We start from the raw sequence: 14,197 nt of genomic DNA on the forward strand, positions 1-14,197 counted from the left end.
ATTCGGGACATAGTGGCTACCAGATGAGGTGACCGGACTAAATCACATTTAGTCTTAAAAATGCTTGAGCGTAGTGCGGTGAAAGTCGCATGCTGCGTTCTTAGAGGAGCCAGCAGCAGTAATGCGACTGGCTTACTCGATCCTTCGGAACAGTCAGCGTCCTACGGAACATGGGGACAAACTATGGATAACGCTACCGCGTTACCCACAGCTTGCCCCCATTCACTGACTTCTCGCCCACATACCCACAGGCGCAACAAGATTTTTTAAATTCCTCCTGGTACAAGAAAAAGTGAAATAAGTGAAATTTATTCCTGTTGCAGGGTAACAAGTTTCACTTATTTCACTTTTTCTGGTTAGGTTGCTGTTTATGAATTGAAGAATAGCCGGGGATTCACTTGATAAACGGTGGTAGGTTTCTTGGTAGTGGCAATCTTTATTGGGGAACTGATGATGTTGCGTTGATAAAGTACGTGGAGGGCTTTGGATAACCGTTCTGGCTTGCCCAGCTTTCGGTTACGCATGGCCAGGACTAATTCCGTTTGCCGGAATGTTTTATGCGCTTGAGACTGTATCCACTGCAAAATCACCTTGGCGTCTTCAACCGCCGCATCCACACCCATCAGGTTAAAAGCAGCTGCAGCATGTTGGGTTAATAGCTCAGCTATGGTCAGTGCATTTCTCATGGTACTTTCATTGATAGTAAGATTGCCGGTTTCAAATTCGGCAACATGTAGTAAGCCTGCAATTCTCAAGGAAAAACCACAAATCTTTCCGCCCCAGCCAGGGCAATTAGCCAGATTGCCTTCCGGTCTTAATTCCTTTTCAATGGTTGCCTGGAATTCGCGCCATAATTGATAAGCTTTTGCTGATAAGGTAAGTGTATGGCTTACCGAAATTTTGTGTGCGTTAGCAAAGCTGTTTAGGAGGTTGGTGATTTTATTGTGATAACTCGCTTGAACAGACTCGGCAACGGCAGGCGTATTATGCGTACGGTAACCTAGTTGGCTTTTGGGAAGTACATATAGGAAACGCTCTAAAACACCACTACCGGTGTAGAGGCGTTTCTCGCTCATGTTCTGGATAATGGCCGGTTGTACCGCTAACAATACTGTTAAATAGGGGTTTAAACGAATAGCGCGGTCTTTGCGGCGAATGCGTACCTCACCGCCATCGATACCTTTGAGCAAAATATCAATATTAGCCGAACCATTACTGTACAAACCGGCCAGAGTCTCCACAATCCCGCCCTCATCGGAAATGATTGCCAGCCTGCCTTGCTGCTCAGAGATTAAATTAGCTAAGGACTCTGGCGTGGCATCATTGGTGAATAGCGTAGGTAACATCGGAATCGAGGGCAGTGTTGTTTCTAAAGCGGTGATTTCCTGAATAAGCTGCTTTTGCTCGAATGAGTCATTGGTTTTTGCCGCCTTGATACGCAGGTTATCAATAATTTTTTCCTGAGTTTTGCGTTCGGAAATCTTTTTCTTGATGGCGGGTTCTTGTTCACTGATCTGCTGCTGTTCCCAGTCAATTAAAGGCTTCAGGCACTGTTTCAATACTACGGACTTATGATTAGCTGGAGGCAGAGCAATGAGCGTATAAATATTAATGGGTTCATGCCAGCCGGGTTTAGGATTAATGAATACGTGTTTGGCTGATATGGTAGAGATTGTACCCAGCACCGTCATGACACTCAGTGCTTCTGGCGTTTCAGTAGCACAGGCTAACGCTTTGGCAAAGTCTCGCAACGTGTCGGGGAGGTAATCGGCAACGATCTCAGGTGTCTCCAATTCTGTAAATAATAACGGCGACTCCCAGGCGGCTGGGTCAGTCAACGGCGGTAATTCAATGAGCGGTGCGGACATATCCAGCATATTTATTTCCTTGTATCAGAGAATCAGCCAGTAAAATCAACAGAATTTTCTGGGCGTTATTCGCTTGCACGGCATATCCCAGATGCAATACGCGTCGAAGAGAAGCACGTCTTGCATATAGAATCCATACTTCACGCTGAAAACAAAAACTAAGATTCTCTACTGTCGGTGTTTCAGCGTAATAACGGCACTGTCCATTGAATCGATGAATGCAATCCCAGCTTGGCCAATCTACCGCCAGTAAAACAGGATCGTGAATATCCAACTTAACCAGGTCGCAAGGGACGGAAGGAGATAATTGAGCCGCCATTATTTTTCTCCCATGGTCACAATATTCAGATGTCGCTTGTGTAGTTGCTGAGCAGTGCTGGTCTGCTTTCCCTGTGCATCAATCCAGGCATCCAGATCAGCGCGAAAATAATAGATGTACCCCATTTTAATAAAGCTGGGACCATCGCCCTTGCATCGCTTCATTGCGAGAGTTTTCACAGAGTAGCCGATATAGATCGCAGCATTTTTCGCATTCAGGCGACCATCCGGATACATTTCAATCTTGAGAGTTTCAGCATTGGCGCTCATCATAAAAATATCTCCTTCAATGGATAAATAATTAAGTGTTGATATCGAGCAGGATAATCGATGAATACCGTGTTGTAAAATACTACAACGCCATTTAGAATAAGTCAGAACAATTGTTCTGCTCTTTAAAATCAACGTAAATAAATGATGAGATAACTTAATGAGTAATAAAAAAACATCAGCAAATTTAATCAAAAGAAAAGGTGCAGGTGGAAAATTAAATCGCAGTGAAATACTTCAGGCACGTTTAAATCCAAAATTGCGATTTACTGTGGAATTAATGGCACGCCTGGAACGGCGCACGGTTTCCAGTTTTATTGAAGGATTGATTGAAAAAGCAGCCAAAGAGTCCAAAATAAAAATGACTCCTCGGGAGCAGGCACATGGCTCATTTATATTGCCTACTGCTCCTCCGCAGGTACATACTACTGTAGAAAAAGCTGTTCGGCAGATGTGGGAACCGGACGAAGCTGACCGTTTTGTGGCATTTGCACTTTGCGCACCAGACTTATTGAGTGATTATGAAGAGAAGCTATGGGTATTAATCAGAACCTGTGAATACTTCTGGCAGCATTTTCAGATCGATGTGAAAAATGAGAAAGGCAAAGTGGTCAGTAAACGTTGGCTACCGGTAACAGCATACTCTGGGATAATTCGTGAGCATTTACATGAATACTGGCCGTTGCTTAATGAAATCGCAGCGGGAAATAAACCAGCCAGTAAACTATGGGAATCGGCACGTGGTGTTGGGCAGAAGGTAAAGAAGCCTGTGCATTATCCAGGAGTTACCGAAGTGCAGCGAAAAATCAAAAATCTGTAATTAGTTTGATATAAAAATAGAAGAGGAATTTCTTATGTCATTAAAGTTCAATAAATTAGCACGTACTGAACTGCGTAAATTGGCTCCCGGACAGAAACTCATGGAGCATGGTATCAGCTTTGAACGTCTAGCCAACGGTGATGGTGTTTATTCTGTAAATATTATGGTGGATGGACAAAGGATTCATCGGGTGGTCGGACGAGAGTCTGATGGAACAACCCGCACACAGGCAGAGGAATTTATTGAAAAAATTCGCCGTGATGCCAAAGACGATCGGCTAAACCTTCCTAAAGGGCGTAAGCTTATTTTTAATTTCAAAGAAGCTGCCTTGAAATATCTGGAAAAGCAACAACACGAAGGGGGTAAAAATTTAAGAGTTAAGCGTCTGCAAATGAAATTACACCTGATTCCGTTTTTTGGTGAACTGGCTCTAAATAAAATTAGCACTTCAGATATCGAATGTTATAAGAAACTGCGTCAGGAGAGCAATGTAAAACCGAGTACAATTAATCGTGAACTAGCCACCATTTCGCATCTATTTAATAAAGCTATTGAGTGGCAATGGCTGGACAAAAAAACCGGTAATATTAAACGACTTAAAGAAAATCAAAGCAAAATTACTTACCTAACCTCAGAGCAAGTCAGTCGAGTGCTGGAAGCCGCAAAAAATGACCCTCATCCACAAGTTTATCTGTTCATCATGATTGGACTTGAAACCGCCATGCGCCGAATGGAGATTTTATCTATCAAAATAGAGCATATCGACTTAGAACGACGCATCATTCATATCCCGCAAGCTAAAGCAGGCTCTCGCCAACAGCCGATTACCAAACGTCTGGCTCAAATCTTATCTGATCACTTAAACGGTGTTTCCCAAGAAAAAATATGGTTGTTCCCGGCTACCAAATCAAATTCAGACAGCGGTCATACAATCAGCATTGAAAAACCATTCCGCCGGGTTATTGAAGCTGCCGGTTTGAATTCCAAGGAGATAGTGCGCCATACATTAAGACATACTGCGATCACTCATTTAGTGCAGACTGGGGTTGATCTCCCAACAGTGAAAAGAATTTCCGGACATAAGACACTTCAGATGGTAGAGCGATATAGCCATCAAAACGGAACGCATATTCAAGCAGCAATGGATAAATTAGAGATGAGATACAACCTTATACATTTGATTTCTTAATTTATCTTAATCTTTGAAAGGGGTTTTACTCTATATCGATCTGTAATTAACAGTTAAATCCTATTTAATTTTGCGAGTTGCAGATAATGAGCTCCAAAAGCTGTTAATCTACACCCCGTTGCTTCTATAGCTGCATAATACATATGCTCGGCTTGAGTTGGCACAACCAATCCATGTCGATTATACATTTGTAATTCCTTAAATTGTCGCTCCTTACTTTCATCTCTAGGAAGATGTCTGAATTTTTCAGGGATACTGTTACGATCCGACTCAAAAGATGGATCTAAGGGAAACGTATGAGCTGCTTCTGGGAAATAATCTGGCAATCTTCTAAGAACTTCTTTGGGAATCTTCGGACTTACTTCTCGCAATACCACAAATGTTTGTACGTTTGCTTTATATATAGGGCGTTGCTCCCATGGTCCTAGTATCTGATCTACATGAGAATAAAGAGATGCGGGAGTTATCCGGCCACAAATATCGGCCGCACTTCCACTTAAAGCATCTAAGAGGATACTGGTAAATAATCCATGCCCATTAGTTTCTGCTGCCACTGCATTGCGGTGACATGCAGTTAAGATTGTAACCCCAGTGCCAATAGTGGCTATTTGTGAATTCGACAAAGCGGGTACTTCACCCATAAAACCAGAATGGCAACAATCGAGAATCACTACTGTTGATTTGATATGTGGATAAGCTTGATTTGATTTACCTAATATGTCTGCTATAGACATGCCCCAAGCACCCGACCCTCCATCTATACTGACAATATGGCCAGTATTTGTATCTGGGCTTATAATGCCATGACCTGCGAAGTACAAGAGGGCAACGTCTGCATCACCTTTAAATAAATTACAAAGAGAATCACTTATCGCTGCATTAGACGCCTTTTCATTTGTTAAAAGCTGTACAGAAAAATTTGGCGATCCATCTCCATTTTTTTCAAGTGTGCTTGCTATTGCTAACGCATCATTCACACATCCCTTTAACGGTTGCTGAGGGTAATTGTCAATACCGATAACGAGAGCTTTTTTCATCCGTTATCTCCCCCCGCCAATTAGAACTTTGAGATTTTCCCATGTCCATTGATATAATTTATCTGTATTTTTCGCAGACACTGGTTTTACACAAGCTTTATCTGCGTATCCAGAAAGTAGAAAATAAGATATATTTTCTTCTTGCGCTATAGAAAGTTCAGCGCTTACGCCAGTAGCAGTGTGTGTATTCAAACCACATATCACTGCAACTATATCAACTGCTTTAATTCGCGCACGAGCCCTTGCTTGCCAATCGCCTCTTATAGGTTCTTTGATTGACCAATCCAACAATTCAAAAGGGCTATCTTCATGCTTTGATTGACCAACAAGAAGCATTTTCAGTGACTCGTCGTTATCGTAATCAAAACTAATAAAAACTCGTTTTTTGGGCATTGATTTCTACCTTATTTAGATGGCGACCCAACTCATACCTATACTATCAATACGACCTAGAAGCCGAGCGAGTAAGTATAGAGACATTGGCTTGAATCTTGCTAATTCAGGATGTTGCATGAGTTAAGCCTAGGGATATAATTATGGATTTATAAATAGCCAAAGGAATCAATCATTATTTTATCCGAGGTGAAAGGCTGTTTTGCTCCATTACAAATATTAACTGGGGCTTAAATTGATATTTTCAAGAGAAAATAGTAAAAAATTTGGCTGATGAGCTATCAAAGTGATGAATTTTCCATAACTCATTGATTTATTTGCAGTTAGAAGATAGAACTTAAACTGCCCTCTTTTGGGAGCAAATCAATACTAGCATTTAAATATAGGTGCTCTATATTCGCAGAAAAACTTATGTCTGGAGGGAAGCTTAACTGAACATAAGCCAGGTATGAGGCGTGTAAGGTACTTTTATTTTCGTTTTTTATTAGTTCTCTTAGCATAATTGCTACTGGCACGTTTATTATATCCACCGATATAGTGGCTACCTTTTCCAGAAGCAGTATAACCTCCTATCCTTTTACTTCCTATTCGACCTTTAGCGGCGGCGTCTAACTGTACGCCAAGACAAAAGATAATTATTAAAAATAGAGAGATCATTTTTTTCACACTAATTTCCTCTGTGCGATGATAAGAATCCGAATAATTTAATTTTACAATTACACCAAAATTACACTGAAAAGCTTATTGGCTTTAAAAATTTTTTCACAACCCTTTGATTTAATGGTGGGCCGTGTAGGGATCGAACCTACGACCTATTGATTAAGAGGCGGGAACTTGTTTAGTAACCACTTGATTATTAACCAATTTTAAGGCGGTCAGCCCACAGCAATTTGCAGCACTATGCATAACAATGCACAACTCATTCACGCAAAATTTACGCAACATATTTTAAGGACTTTATAAGTGATTAATCAAGATTATGACAACATACTGTGTAACTAAATTCTAAAATGATGAGCCTCGATCACATTTTTCCCCTTCCCTGCACACCTTGCCTCTCATAGTTATAAATAAAATGAAAGAGCTCATGATGTGTGAAATTTGTTCAATCAATATCGTTACACTCATTCAGATAAAACTCTTCTCGCTTTAAGCTCCAACCAGAAGTGCTCTATATGCGCATTATCCGCGCACCCTATCAGGATGATAGCGGGGGTACATGGATGCACCATGGAGCGTAAGTACCCCATCCTCTGGTTTTAACTGCTGAAAAGCGTATTTTGGCCTTTGTTGGTAATTTCGAGAGGCGCCCTATAGAATCTAGCCTATATAAAACTATGGACTCAGGCCAGTACTTTCGCCAATTCATGCCAATTAGTAGTAAACCGTGGTGATCTGCTATTAGTGCGCACAACCCAGTTTGGCTCTGTGCCTTCAGCTGCAATAAATAATGTTTTTGACCCGAATTGGGTATTAAGCATGTCCATGACCTGCATCACTTTTTCCTGTTTTGAGCTGTTATTGGTCATATCATTCAGAAACAAATCTTGTTGAATACTGCTTGATGCAATATCCATTAACATGATGCCCGCCCGGTAATACTGAAAGCCAGGCTGAAAGATTTCTTTTAATGCCGTTTTAGCAACAGTAATCAAACGCGAAGTATCGGCTGTGGGTGTGGGAAGGCCAAGAATTTTGCCATTTTGATATTGTGGCTCCGAGCATCGAAATGGATTGGTCGCAATAAAAACATAAATCGCTTGAGCTTTGGAATGTTGCTGACGCAATTTAGTGCAGGCGCGTGCAGTATGGTGGCTAATGGCTTCGGCCAGGTCGACATAGCTGGTGATGGGTTTGCCAAATGAGCGGGAAGCGATGATATTTTTCTTGGGTAAGGTTTTTTCCAGCGTCAGACAGGCGATGCCTTTGAGTTCCAAGCCAATCCGTTCGACCACAACACCAAAATGTTGGCGGATGATTTTAGGGGGATAATCACATAGCTGCTGTGCGGTAGTGATACCTAACCGCTGCAGTTTGGCGGCTGTGCGGTGGGCTATACCCCAGATATCAACTACCTCACATTTTTGCAGTATGGTGCGTTGTAATTGGGGTTCGCGCAGGTCAAATACTCCGGTAATAGTTTGCGATTTTGCTATCCGATTGGCGAGTTTGGCTAAAGTTTTAGTGGGCGCAATGCCGATAGAAACAGGGATGCCAGTCCATTGATAGATTTTTTCCCGTAGATTTTCCGCAAATTTTTGTAGGTCGCAATGCGCCAAGCTATCCAGTCGTAAAAACGCCTCATCGATAGAATACACCTCAACCTCAGGGCATAGCATGCGCAACGAAGCCATAACGCGTTGGGATAGGTCACCATACAAAGTGTAATTTGAAGAAAAAACCGCGACCTGATGGCGTTTGAGTAGTATGCGGTATTTGTAAAATGGTGCACCCATTGGGATGCCTAAGGCTTTGGCTTCATTAGAGCGCGCAACGATACAGCCATCATTGTTAGAGAGCACCACCACCGGTTTTTGATTTAACGCAGGGTTAAATAACCGCTCGCAGGAAGCATAAAAATTATTGCAATCGACCAGAGCATAAATCGGCGAGATAGAGGGTGAGCTCACACGGGATGAATCACATTGGTCACTACGCCCCATATGTGAACCTCGCTTTCTGGTTTGATTTCAATCGGCGGGAAGTCTTCGTTTTCTGGCAGCAGGAGTACCTTACCCTGCGTAGTCGTTTGCAAGCGTTTCACAGTCAGCTGACCATCAATCGCTGCGATGACTATTCGTCCTGAAACGGGAGTCAGACTGCGGTCTACAATCAGGATATCTTGATCGTGAATGCCGGCATTAAGCATGGAGTTGCCGCTGGCCCGCACGAAAAAAGTAGCAGTAGGATGCTTGATAAGCAGTTCATTTAAGTCCAGGCTGTTCTCGATATAATCATCTGCAGGAGAGGGAAAACCAGCTGCTACGCTGGAGGAGTATAAGGGAAAAGAAAAGACATGTTTTGGGGTGATGTGTATGAGAGCGCCAATCATGGGCGAATACCTGTCTATGCATATGTCAGCTCCTTGCTGTTTTGGTTGCTTCCTGGCCTAGGTTGTTGTTAGGCTTCAACTATTCATCATAGAAGTCTATCAGATTTGTTTGGTAAAGTGCCATTCCCGCTTAGACAAGGGAGGGCAGGATTAAATATTGAAAAGGATGCTTTGGTGGATTGATAACTTTGAAAGGTTAATATGCTGAGAAGGTCAGCCTGACGGGTTACATGTTTGAAGCCGTCACACTGAATAACCAATTGAATAATTTAAATTTTGAGCTTGTTAATATTTTTCTTAATAGTCAGTAACGCTGTGTAAGGGCTGACCGATTTAATTAGCCCGAAGAGATATTGGGGTGATAGATCTCTTCCCGATATATTGGTATTTTAGGTGGTGCTTTAATGGCTATTTTTATTAATGAGCCTGTTATTTCTGCTATAACAATTTCAATATTGCTATTAATGATAATCGCTTCTTTTAACTTTTCTATTACTAATACCGGCACCGCCTAACCTCCTTATTTTTCTTTTTCTTATAGAGATTAAATCTGCCAAAAGATTGATTGATTCAAAAAGTCAGTATAAATTTTGATATCAGAACTTATTCGTCAAATGGCTTTTGTGATTGCAGTGATCTCTCAATATAATTCCTTAAAACATCTGCAGTTACGGGCTTGGAAATCATTGCATTCATGCCGACATTTAAGCATTCACGTTTGCTCTCTTCATCTTGTAAAGCAGTTAATGCAAAAATAGGTATTTTCTTTTGAGAGGACTCTGCAGTGCGAATTTTAGAAGTTACAGTTAGTCCAGTAATATCAGGGAGGCCAATATCCATTAATATCACATCATAAACTTGGCGAAGTTTATCCAAAGCCTGCTGGCCGCTAGCTGCGATATCCACCTCATAGCCAATTTCTTTTAACATTGTCGAGATTATTTTTTGTTCGATCTCGTTATCTTCAACCAACAAAATACGTTTGATTAAGTGTTGCGTATTCTCTATTTCGCTGTTAGAAGAAACTTTCCCAGAATTAATGGCTACAATCTCAGACAAAACTAAATTGCTAATTCGATCAATATTATGTAATAATTCATTCGCTGAATTATTAATATTATTGATATGCTCATGTAAATCAGCTGTCAATGAGTTATCTTTACAAATCATTTGCGCTGATTTTAAAATGCCAATTATCGGCATTCTAAAAGCATAGTTAAGATGTGTAAGAATAAAATTTTGATGCATTTCGTTCGAGGTTTTCTTTTCGGCAGTTATGCTATTTTTATTACTCATACATGCTTCTCCAATTTATTGGGAGTTACGCAACTTTTTTTAAAAGTTCTTTTCTTCTGTGAAAGCGTATAATTTGCGCCTCAACAGAATCAATTTCATCTTGAGTAGGAAATTTATTGCCCAGCTCCTCAAGGATTTGAATTGTTATGCAAGTCAGGTAAAGAGAAGTGCTCATTTCCTCAGTTTTAGGATCTCGAATTTTCATTTCTAAGTACATTTGATATAAAGCGCTTTCTGAAATAGATTGATAAAAAATATCTTTGTTACCCATCACTCGTCTCCAATACATATTAATTTAAGAAGTAAGATTAATGAAATCTTAAGTGCTATTAAGCCACAGCTTTTGAGTGTATTAAACTACTATGTTTTTTTGGTAAAATAGCATACAATAATAGCCTGCAAATATTTCAACCAAATATTAATGGCATTAATAGGGCAAAATCATGAAAAAAAATCTAAATCTCAATGTCGAAGAAATAGCCTGGGATGATATCAAAGATGATATTAAAGCCGCTAATCCAGCATTAGGAGCTATTCTTGAGCAATTTAGTCCAAAATTAGGTTTTATCCGGGCGCGCTACCGTTATGGCGATAAGATATTGAATCAGGGAGTGATGCATTTGCCTACCTTAAGTGGTAATACGATTCCACTTTCATCTCTGCAGGTTCCAGAAAGGATTCGAAATAAATTAAGTTATAGTTACGTGCCACTTACCTTCATTTTAAACAGATCTGTAGAAATATTTTTCGAAAGCGAACAACGTGTTATGCCTTCTAAGCTGCTAAGCAGTGGAGTAAATTTTGGATTATGGGAGGCATTCGATCCAACGCCGGATGATTTTGTCAGAAAAGTATGGAATATCTCTGCCGGTGCACGTACTATTTTTATGTTGCCAAAAATTGCCGACGCTATCGCCCATGGTCGTTTGAAACGGCACTATGGGATTAATACTTTTGCGCCTAAAAAATTGTTGGATCAGCATTATGTTTTTTATGATTTGGCACATCGTATTTCTAATGAAGATGCGTGGTATTGTGATGTGTTATTTTTTGAAGGAGGATGGTTAGAGGCTAATGAAAATAATCTGAGTTCTTTAAAATTACACAGATATTGGCTACAAGAAGCGTGGAAGCAATCCTATAATTGTCGTACCCAAATGAGCTATGACGTAGCATGGGAAATATTTTCTAAAGAAGTTTCAAGGCGCAACTGGAAACCCAAGCCTTACATAATTAATACCATTAAGCATCTTATGGCTATTGGACAGGGAATTTTTCCAGGGTTGGCACCCGTGGGGGATAGCAACTCCAGCGCACCAACCAATTTAATACAGCATGCTTATGTAAATAATTATCAAATTAGGCACGCTCCTACTATAATGTGCCCGCACCATCTAAAAACAAAAGAAAAACCTGTATATTATTCTTTAGCATTACCAACCTTGTTGGAGTTTGCCCCGCAGTCAGGCAATCCCCGCAGCTACATGGCAGATATACGCGAATTAAAAATGATGATGGATTTACTTCTTAGCGCGACGAAAAGTGATAAAGTAAACTATGAATTTTTTCATTCTGAAAAAGACCAATATTCAGAAATTGAGCTTGCCAAGGATATACCAAAGGGTGACAAAAATCTATTAGATTACCCTAAAGAGTTTGGAAAACTAGGATTTGCGGATAATAGCCTCTTTTTCCATGGGTGCATCAGAATATCACTCAAATGATGAATTTGTCCTATTGCCTAAGGTTTCTTTAATTAACAGCGCCAAGATAATACTTATTATTAAAGCCATTAATAGAGTAATAATTGCGTATTTGCGTAGCTCAACACTTGCCCACAGAGCTCCAAAGAACAGTTGAAAGGTCGCAGTACCTCCCACAATGATTACATTTGAAAAGCCCATAGCAGTGCTTCTATTCTTTGTAGGATTGCTTTCTGCAATCGTAGGGAAACCAAGGACTTGAGTGCTGGCGCTAATGCTAAGGAGAAAAAACAAAATAATAAGCAACGACACAGGTAATCCATGAGTAAATAAAGCCACAAGCAGCAATACTAAACAACCAATTGCCCCTGTAACCATAGGCAGTCTACGTAATTGTAAGGTATCAGAAATCCATCCGACTAATGATGAGCCTATGATAGTTCCCAAAAAAATGCTGCTTGTTATCCAAGATGCCTGCAGAGCTGTTAAATGTTTAGTTGTCATTAGATAGGTAGATCCCCATACAGCACCTAAAAGCATTAAAGGCAACCCAAGAAAACAAGTATAGAAACCACATAACCAGTTTTGAGAATTACACCACGCTGTCTTCAGGCCTTCCCATAATTGACTAGTGGGCATTTCAGTTTTAGAGTGCGTTGTTTTTATGGGTAAAATTATCCAGATAATAACCCCTATTAACAATCCTAAAATAACATTTAGCCACAAAACTGTATGAATTCCAAATCTCTCAATTAACAATTCTGACGGTGATTGTGCTACCAGGCCACCCAAAAGCGCAATGGTTAAAATTAAACCAATAAGAAACCCTTGTTTTCTAGCCGGAAACCATTGTGCAACTAAATGAAAACACCCTAGCAAAGCAAATGAATGGCCTATCCCCGCAATTATTCTAGCGCATTCAATCACAGGAAATTGTTGAGAAATCGCCATTAAAGCTGCTCCCAGGGCGCTTAGTGACAAGCAAGTCAATAGTAATGTTCGAGTGCTAAATTTATCTAATAAGATACCGGCTGGAAGTAAGAAAATTGCGTCAGCATAAATGTAGCTGGCTGATAAAATACCTAACTCACCAAGAGTGATACTCCCTTGTTGTATAAAATGAGGACCATACACATTAAGAGAATTCATCTGAATAAAGGCATAAAAAGGATATAATGAAGCTGTTAAACAAATATACCAAGCCTTAAAAGTGATCGTTTTTTCTTTATCATTTTCCATATCAATATTTTCCTTTTATTTAAGATTAACGACTACTCCAGCATTAAATAAGTGCGCTTAATTTTATCTATCGCACGATGATAAATATCTAGATCTATTATTAGATTCAACTCATCAGCAAAATGGTATCCTTTACAAGATAATTTTATCTTAGGATGATTATTTTCGCTATTAACCGCATTATACATTTTCTCAATACGCGGTTTAATAAGGTGATGAATAATTTCTTTTTCTTGCCAACTAGGTTTTGATGTCGAGGTATTAATAGCATAAAAAACTTGAATTGAATTCCGTATCATCGTCGAAATGCTGCCATAAGCAATTTTTTCAGATATTGTCATTGTCGGCAAAAGATAGCCGAAGATAGTCTCTTGCATAATATATAGTTGATATAGACGCCAGCGCTGTTTTTCACAAGTATTGTAATCTTTCCCTTCTCCCTTTTCACGGTAGAGACCATCCAGAATAGCAATAATATAATTGGCATAGTCTGTTAAAATGTCAATTTCTACACTGCGAACTTGAATATCGAGCAACTTATCAGTGGGTTTACAGATATAGTCATTGTTGCGCAGTTTATGCAGGGTTTCATTTTCATATATAATTACAATATCATCAATAAATTGGGTGCCAATTTGAGTCAACTTCGCAAATAAAGATTTTTTAAAATCAGATGCGATAGCGTCTTTTTCAAAGTTAATTCTACCGGGTATTCCGATATAAGCATAAAAACGTCTTAAGTTGCGCGAAAAAAAATTCCTATCTTCTAGTAGCTCAAAACCAAAAGGTGATATTACTTGTAAGCCTATATTTTGACCATCAATTTTCTGACATACTTCTGTCAAAATTTGACGCCAAAATCGATTATTAAAAATTTTCCCCATGAGAATGTCTTCTCTGGGTATTGTTTCTGGGATAAGCTGTATCATTGTTTCTTATTTCATTGAATCCAGGTGAGTAAGATAGGGGTCGTAGCTAGATCATTTTACACCAATGCGTATCTGCTTGAAAT

At 39.8% G+C, this 14,197-nt stretch carries 16 protein-coding genes; 3 read left to right on the top strand and 13 right to left on the bottom strand.

Annotation, left to right across the window (positions count from 1 at the left end):
* Positions 1 to 368 precede the first annotated feature (368 nt).
* Genes VHE99_02775 through VHE99_02785 form a run of 3 tightly spaced genes read right to left on the bottom strand, consistent with a single transcriptional unit; the run spans position 369 to position 2,459 of the window.
* Positions 369 to 1,877, bottom strand: coding sequence for a YfjI family protein (locus tag VHE99_02775; protein HVV67949.1), 1,509 nt, complete (start codon positions 1,875 to 1,877; stop codon positions 369 to 371).
* Positions 1,849 to 2,187: a hypothetical protein gene (locus VHE99_02780; protein ID HVV67950.1), complete on the bottom strand. Its 339-nt coding sequence runs from the start codon at positions 2,185 to 2,187 to the stop codon at positions 1,849 to 1,851. Before VHE99_02780 ends, VHE99_02775 begins: the two co-directional genes overlap by 29 nt.
* Positions 2,187 to 2,459, bottom strand: a complete 273-nt coding sequence (locus VHE99_02785) for a DNA-binding protein (protein ID HVV67951.1) — start codon at positions 2,457 to 2,459, stop codon at positions 2,187 to 2,189. The genes VHE99_02780 and VHE99_02785 overlap by 1 nt, the downstream gene beginning before the upstream one ends.
* A 157-nt stretch (positions 2,460 to 2,616) precedes the next feature.
* On the opposite strand from VHE99_02785, the gene VHE99_02790 reads away from it, so the two are divergent.
* Both VHE99_02790 and VHE99_02795 read left to right on the top strand, forming a co-directional pair.
* Positions 2,617 to 3,276 carry a hypothetical protein gene (locus tag VHE99_02790; protein ID HVV67952.1) on the top strand — a complete coding sequence of 220 codons (660 nt, stop codon included), beginning with the start codon at positions 2,617 to 2,619 and terminating at the stop codon, positions 3,274 to 3,276.
* 34 nt (positions 3,277 to 3,310) lie between these two features.
* Positions 3,311 to 4,465 carry a site-specific integrase gene (locus VHE99_02795; protein HVV67953.1) on the top strand — a complete coding sequence of 385 codons (1,155 nt, stop codon included), beginning with the start codon at positions 3,311 to 3,313 and terminating at the stop codon, positions 4,463 to 4,465.
* 53 nt (positions 4,466 to 4,518) lie between these two features.
* Here the strand turns inward: VHE99_02795 and VHE99_02800 are convergent, their stop codons facing one another.
* The 8 genes from VHE99_02800 to VHE99_02835 all read right to left on the bottom strand — a co-directional run bounded on the left by VHE99_02800 (position 4,519) and on the right by VHE99_02835 (position 10,514).
* Complete coding sequence (locus tag VHE99_02800; protein HVV67954.1) at positions 4,519 to 5,502, bottom strand: caspase family protein; 984 nt, start codon at positions 5,500 to 5,502, stop codon at positions 4,519 to 4,521.
* Positions 5,503 to 5,505: 3 nt separating this feature from the next.
* On the bottom strand, positions 5,506 to 5,895 hold the full coding sequence (locus tag VHE99_02805; GenBank protein HVV67955.1) for a hypothetical protein: 390 nt from the start codon (positions 5,893 to 5,895) through the stop codon (positions 5,506 to 5,508).
* Positions 5,896 to 6,363: 468 nt separating this feature from the next.
* On the bottom strand, positions 6,364 to 6,561 hold the full coding sequence (locus VHE99_02810; protein HVV67956.1) for a hypothetical protein: 198 nt from the start codon (positions 6,559 to 6,561) through the stop codon (positions 6,364 to 6,366).
* Positions 6,562 to 7,238: 677 nt separating this feature from the next.
* Positions 7,239 to 8,525, bottom strand: coding sequence for a Y-family DNA polymerase (locus VHE99_02815; GenBank protein HVV67957.1), 1,287 nt, complete (start codon positions 8,523 to 8,525; stop codon positions 7,239 to 7,241).
* Positions 8,522 to 8,947 (bottom strand): translesion error-prone DNA polymerase V autoproteolytic subunit, encoded by a 426-nt coding sequence (gene umuD, locus VHE99_02820; protein HVV67958.1) that lies wholly within the window; start codon positions 8,945 to 8,947, stop codon positions 8,522 to 8,524. The genes VHE99_02815 and umuD overlap by 4 nt, the downstream gene beginning before the upstream one ends.
* A gap of 337 nt (positions 8,948 to 9,284) precedes the next feature.
* On the bottom strand, positions 9,285 to 9,455 hold the full coding sequence (locus VHE99_02825; GenBank protein HVV67959.1) for a carbon storage regulator: 171 nt from the start codon (positions 9,453 to 9,455) through the stop codon (positions 9,285 to 9,287).
* Between the two features lie 95 nt (positions 9,456 to 9,550).
* Positions 9,551 to 10,243 carry a response regulator gene (locus VHE99_02830; protein HVV67960.1) on the bottom strand — a complete coding sequence of 231 codons (693 nt, stop codon included), beginning with the start codon at positions 10,241 to 10,243 and terminating at the stop codon, positions 9,551 to 9,553.
* A gap of 25 nt (positions 10,244 to 10,268) precedes the next feature.
* Complete coding sequence (locus VHE99_02835) at positions 10,269 to 10,514, bottom strand: hypothetical protein (GenBank protein ID HVV67961.1); 246 nt, start codon at positions 10,512 to 10,514, stop codon at positions 10,269 to 10,271.
* Between the two features lie 172 nt (positions 10,515 to 10,686).
* On the opposite strand from VHE99_02835, the gene VHE99_02840 reads away from it, so the two are divergent.
* On the top strand, positions 10,687 to 11,967 hold the full coding sequence (locus VHE99_02840; GenBank protein HVV67962.1) for a hypothetical protein: 1,281 nt from the start codon (positions 10,687 to 10,689) through the stop codon (positions 11,965 to 11,967).
* On the opposite strand, the gene VHE99_02845 is transcribed toward VHE99_02840, so the two are convergent.
* A complete protein-coding gene (locus VHE99_02845; protein ID HVV67963.1) occupies positions 11,956 to 13,185 on the bottom strand; it encodes an MFS transporter in 1,230 nt (409 codons plus the stop codon). The genes VHE99_02840 and VHE99_02845 overlap by 12 nt on opposite strands.
* Before the next feature lie 32 nt (positions 13,186 to 13,217).
* Positions 13,218 to 14,114 carry a hypothetical protein gene (locus VHE99_02850; protein ID HVV67964.1) on the bottom strand — a complete coding sequence of 299 codons (897 nt, stop codon included), beginning with the start codon at positions 14,112 to 14,114 and terminating at the stop codon, positions 13,218 to 13,220.
* Positions 14,115 to 14,197 lie beyond the last annotated feature (83 nt).

Source organism: Gammaproteobacteria bacterium, from assembly GCA_035546635.1.
GTDB lineage: Bacteria > Pseudomonadota > Gammaproteobacteria > JAURND01 > JAURND01 > DASZWJ01.

Bases quoted from the DNA above. Each gene is read 5' to 3' on its own strand.
- VHE99_02775 (HVV67949.1), bottom strand. From the start codon at position 1,877: ATGCTGGATATGTCCGCACCGCTCATTGAATTACCGCCGTTGACTGAC.
- VHE99_02780 (HVV67950.1), bottom strand. From the start codon at position 2,187: ATGGCGGCTCAATTATCTCCTTCCGTCCCTTGCGACCTGGTTAAGTTG.
- VHE99_02785 (HVV67951.1), bottom strand. From the start codon at position 2,459: ATGATGAGCGCCAATGCTGAAACTCTCAAGATTGAAATGTATCCGGAT.
- VHE99_02790 (HVV67952.1), top strand. From the start codon at position 2,617: ATGAGTAATAAAAAAACATCAGCAAATTTAATCAAAAGAAAAGGTGCA.
- VHE99_02795 (HVV67953.1), top strand. From the start codon at position 3,311: ATGTCATTAAAGTTCAATAAATTAGCACGTACTGAACTGCGTAAATTG.
- VHE99_02800 (HVV67954.1), bottom strand. From the start codon at position 5,502: ATGAAAAAAGCTCTCGTTATCGGTATTGACAATTACCCTCAGCAACCG.
- VHE99_02805 (HVV67955.1), bottom strand. From the start codon at position 5,895: ATGCCCAAAAAACGAGTTTTTATTAGTTTTGATTACGATAACGACGAG.
- umuD (HVV67958.1), bottom strand. From the start codon at position 8,947: ATGATTGGCGCTCTCATACACATCACCCCAAAACATGTCTTTTCTTTT.
- VHE99_02830 (HVV67960.1), bottom strand. From the start codon at position 10,243: ATGAGTAATAAAAATAGCATAACTGCCGAAAAGAAAACCTCGAACGAA.
- VHE99_02835 (HVV67961.1), bottom strand. From the start codon at position 10,514: ATGGGTAACAAAGATATTTTTTATCAATCTATTTCAGAAAGCGCTTTA.
- VHE99_02840 (HVV67962.1), top strand. From the start codon at position 10,687: ATGAAAAAAAATCTAAATCTCAATGTCGAAGAAATAGCCTGGGATGAT.
- VHE99_02845 (HVV67963.1), bottom strand. From the start codon at position 13,185: ATGGAAAATGATAAAGAAAAAACGATCACTTTTAAGGCTTGGTATATT.
- VHE99_02850 (HVV67964.1), bottom strand. From the start codon at position 14,114: ATGATACAGCTTATCCCAGAAACAATACCCAGAGAAGACATTCTCATG.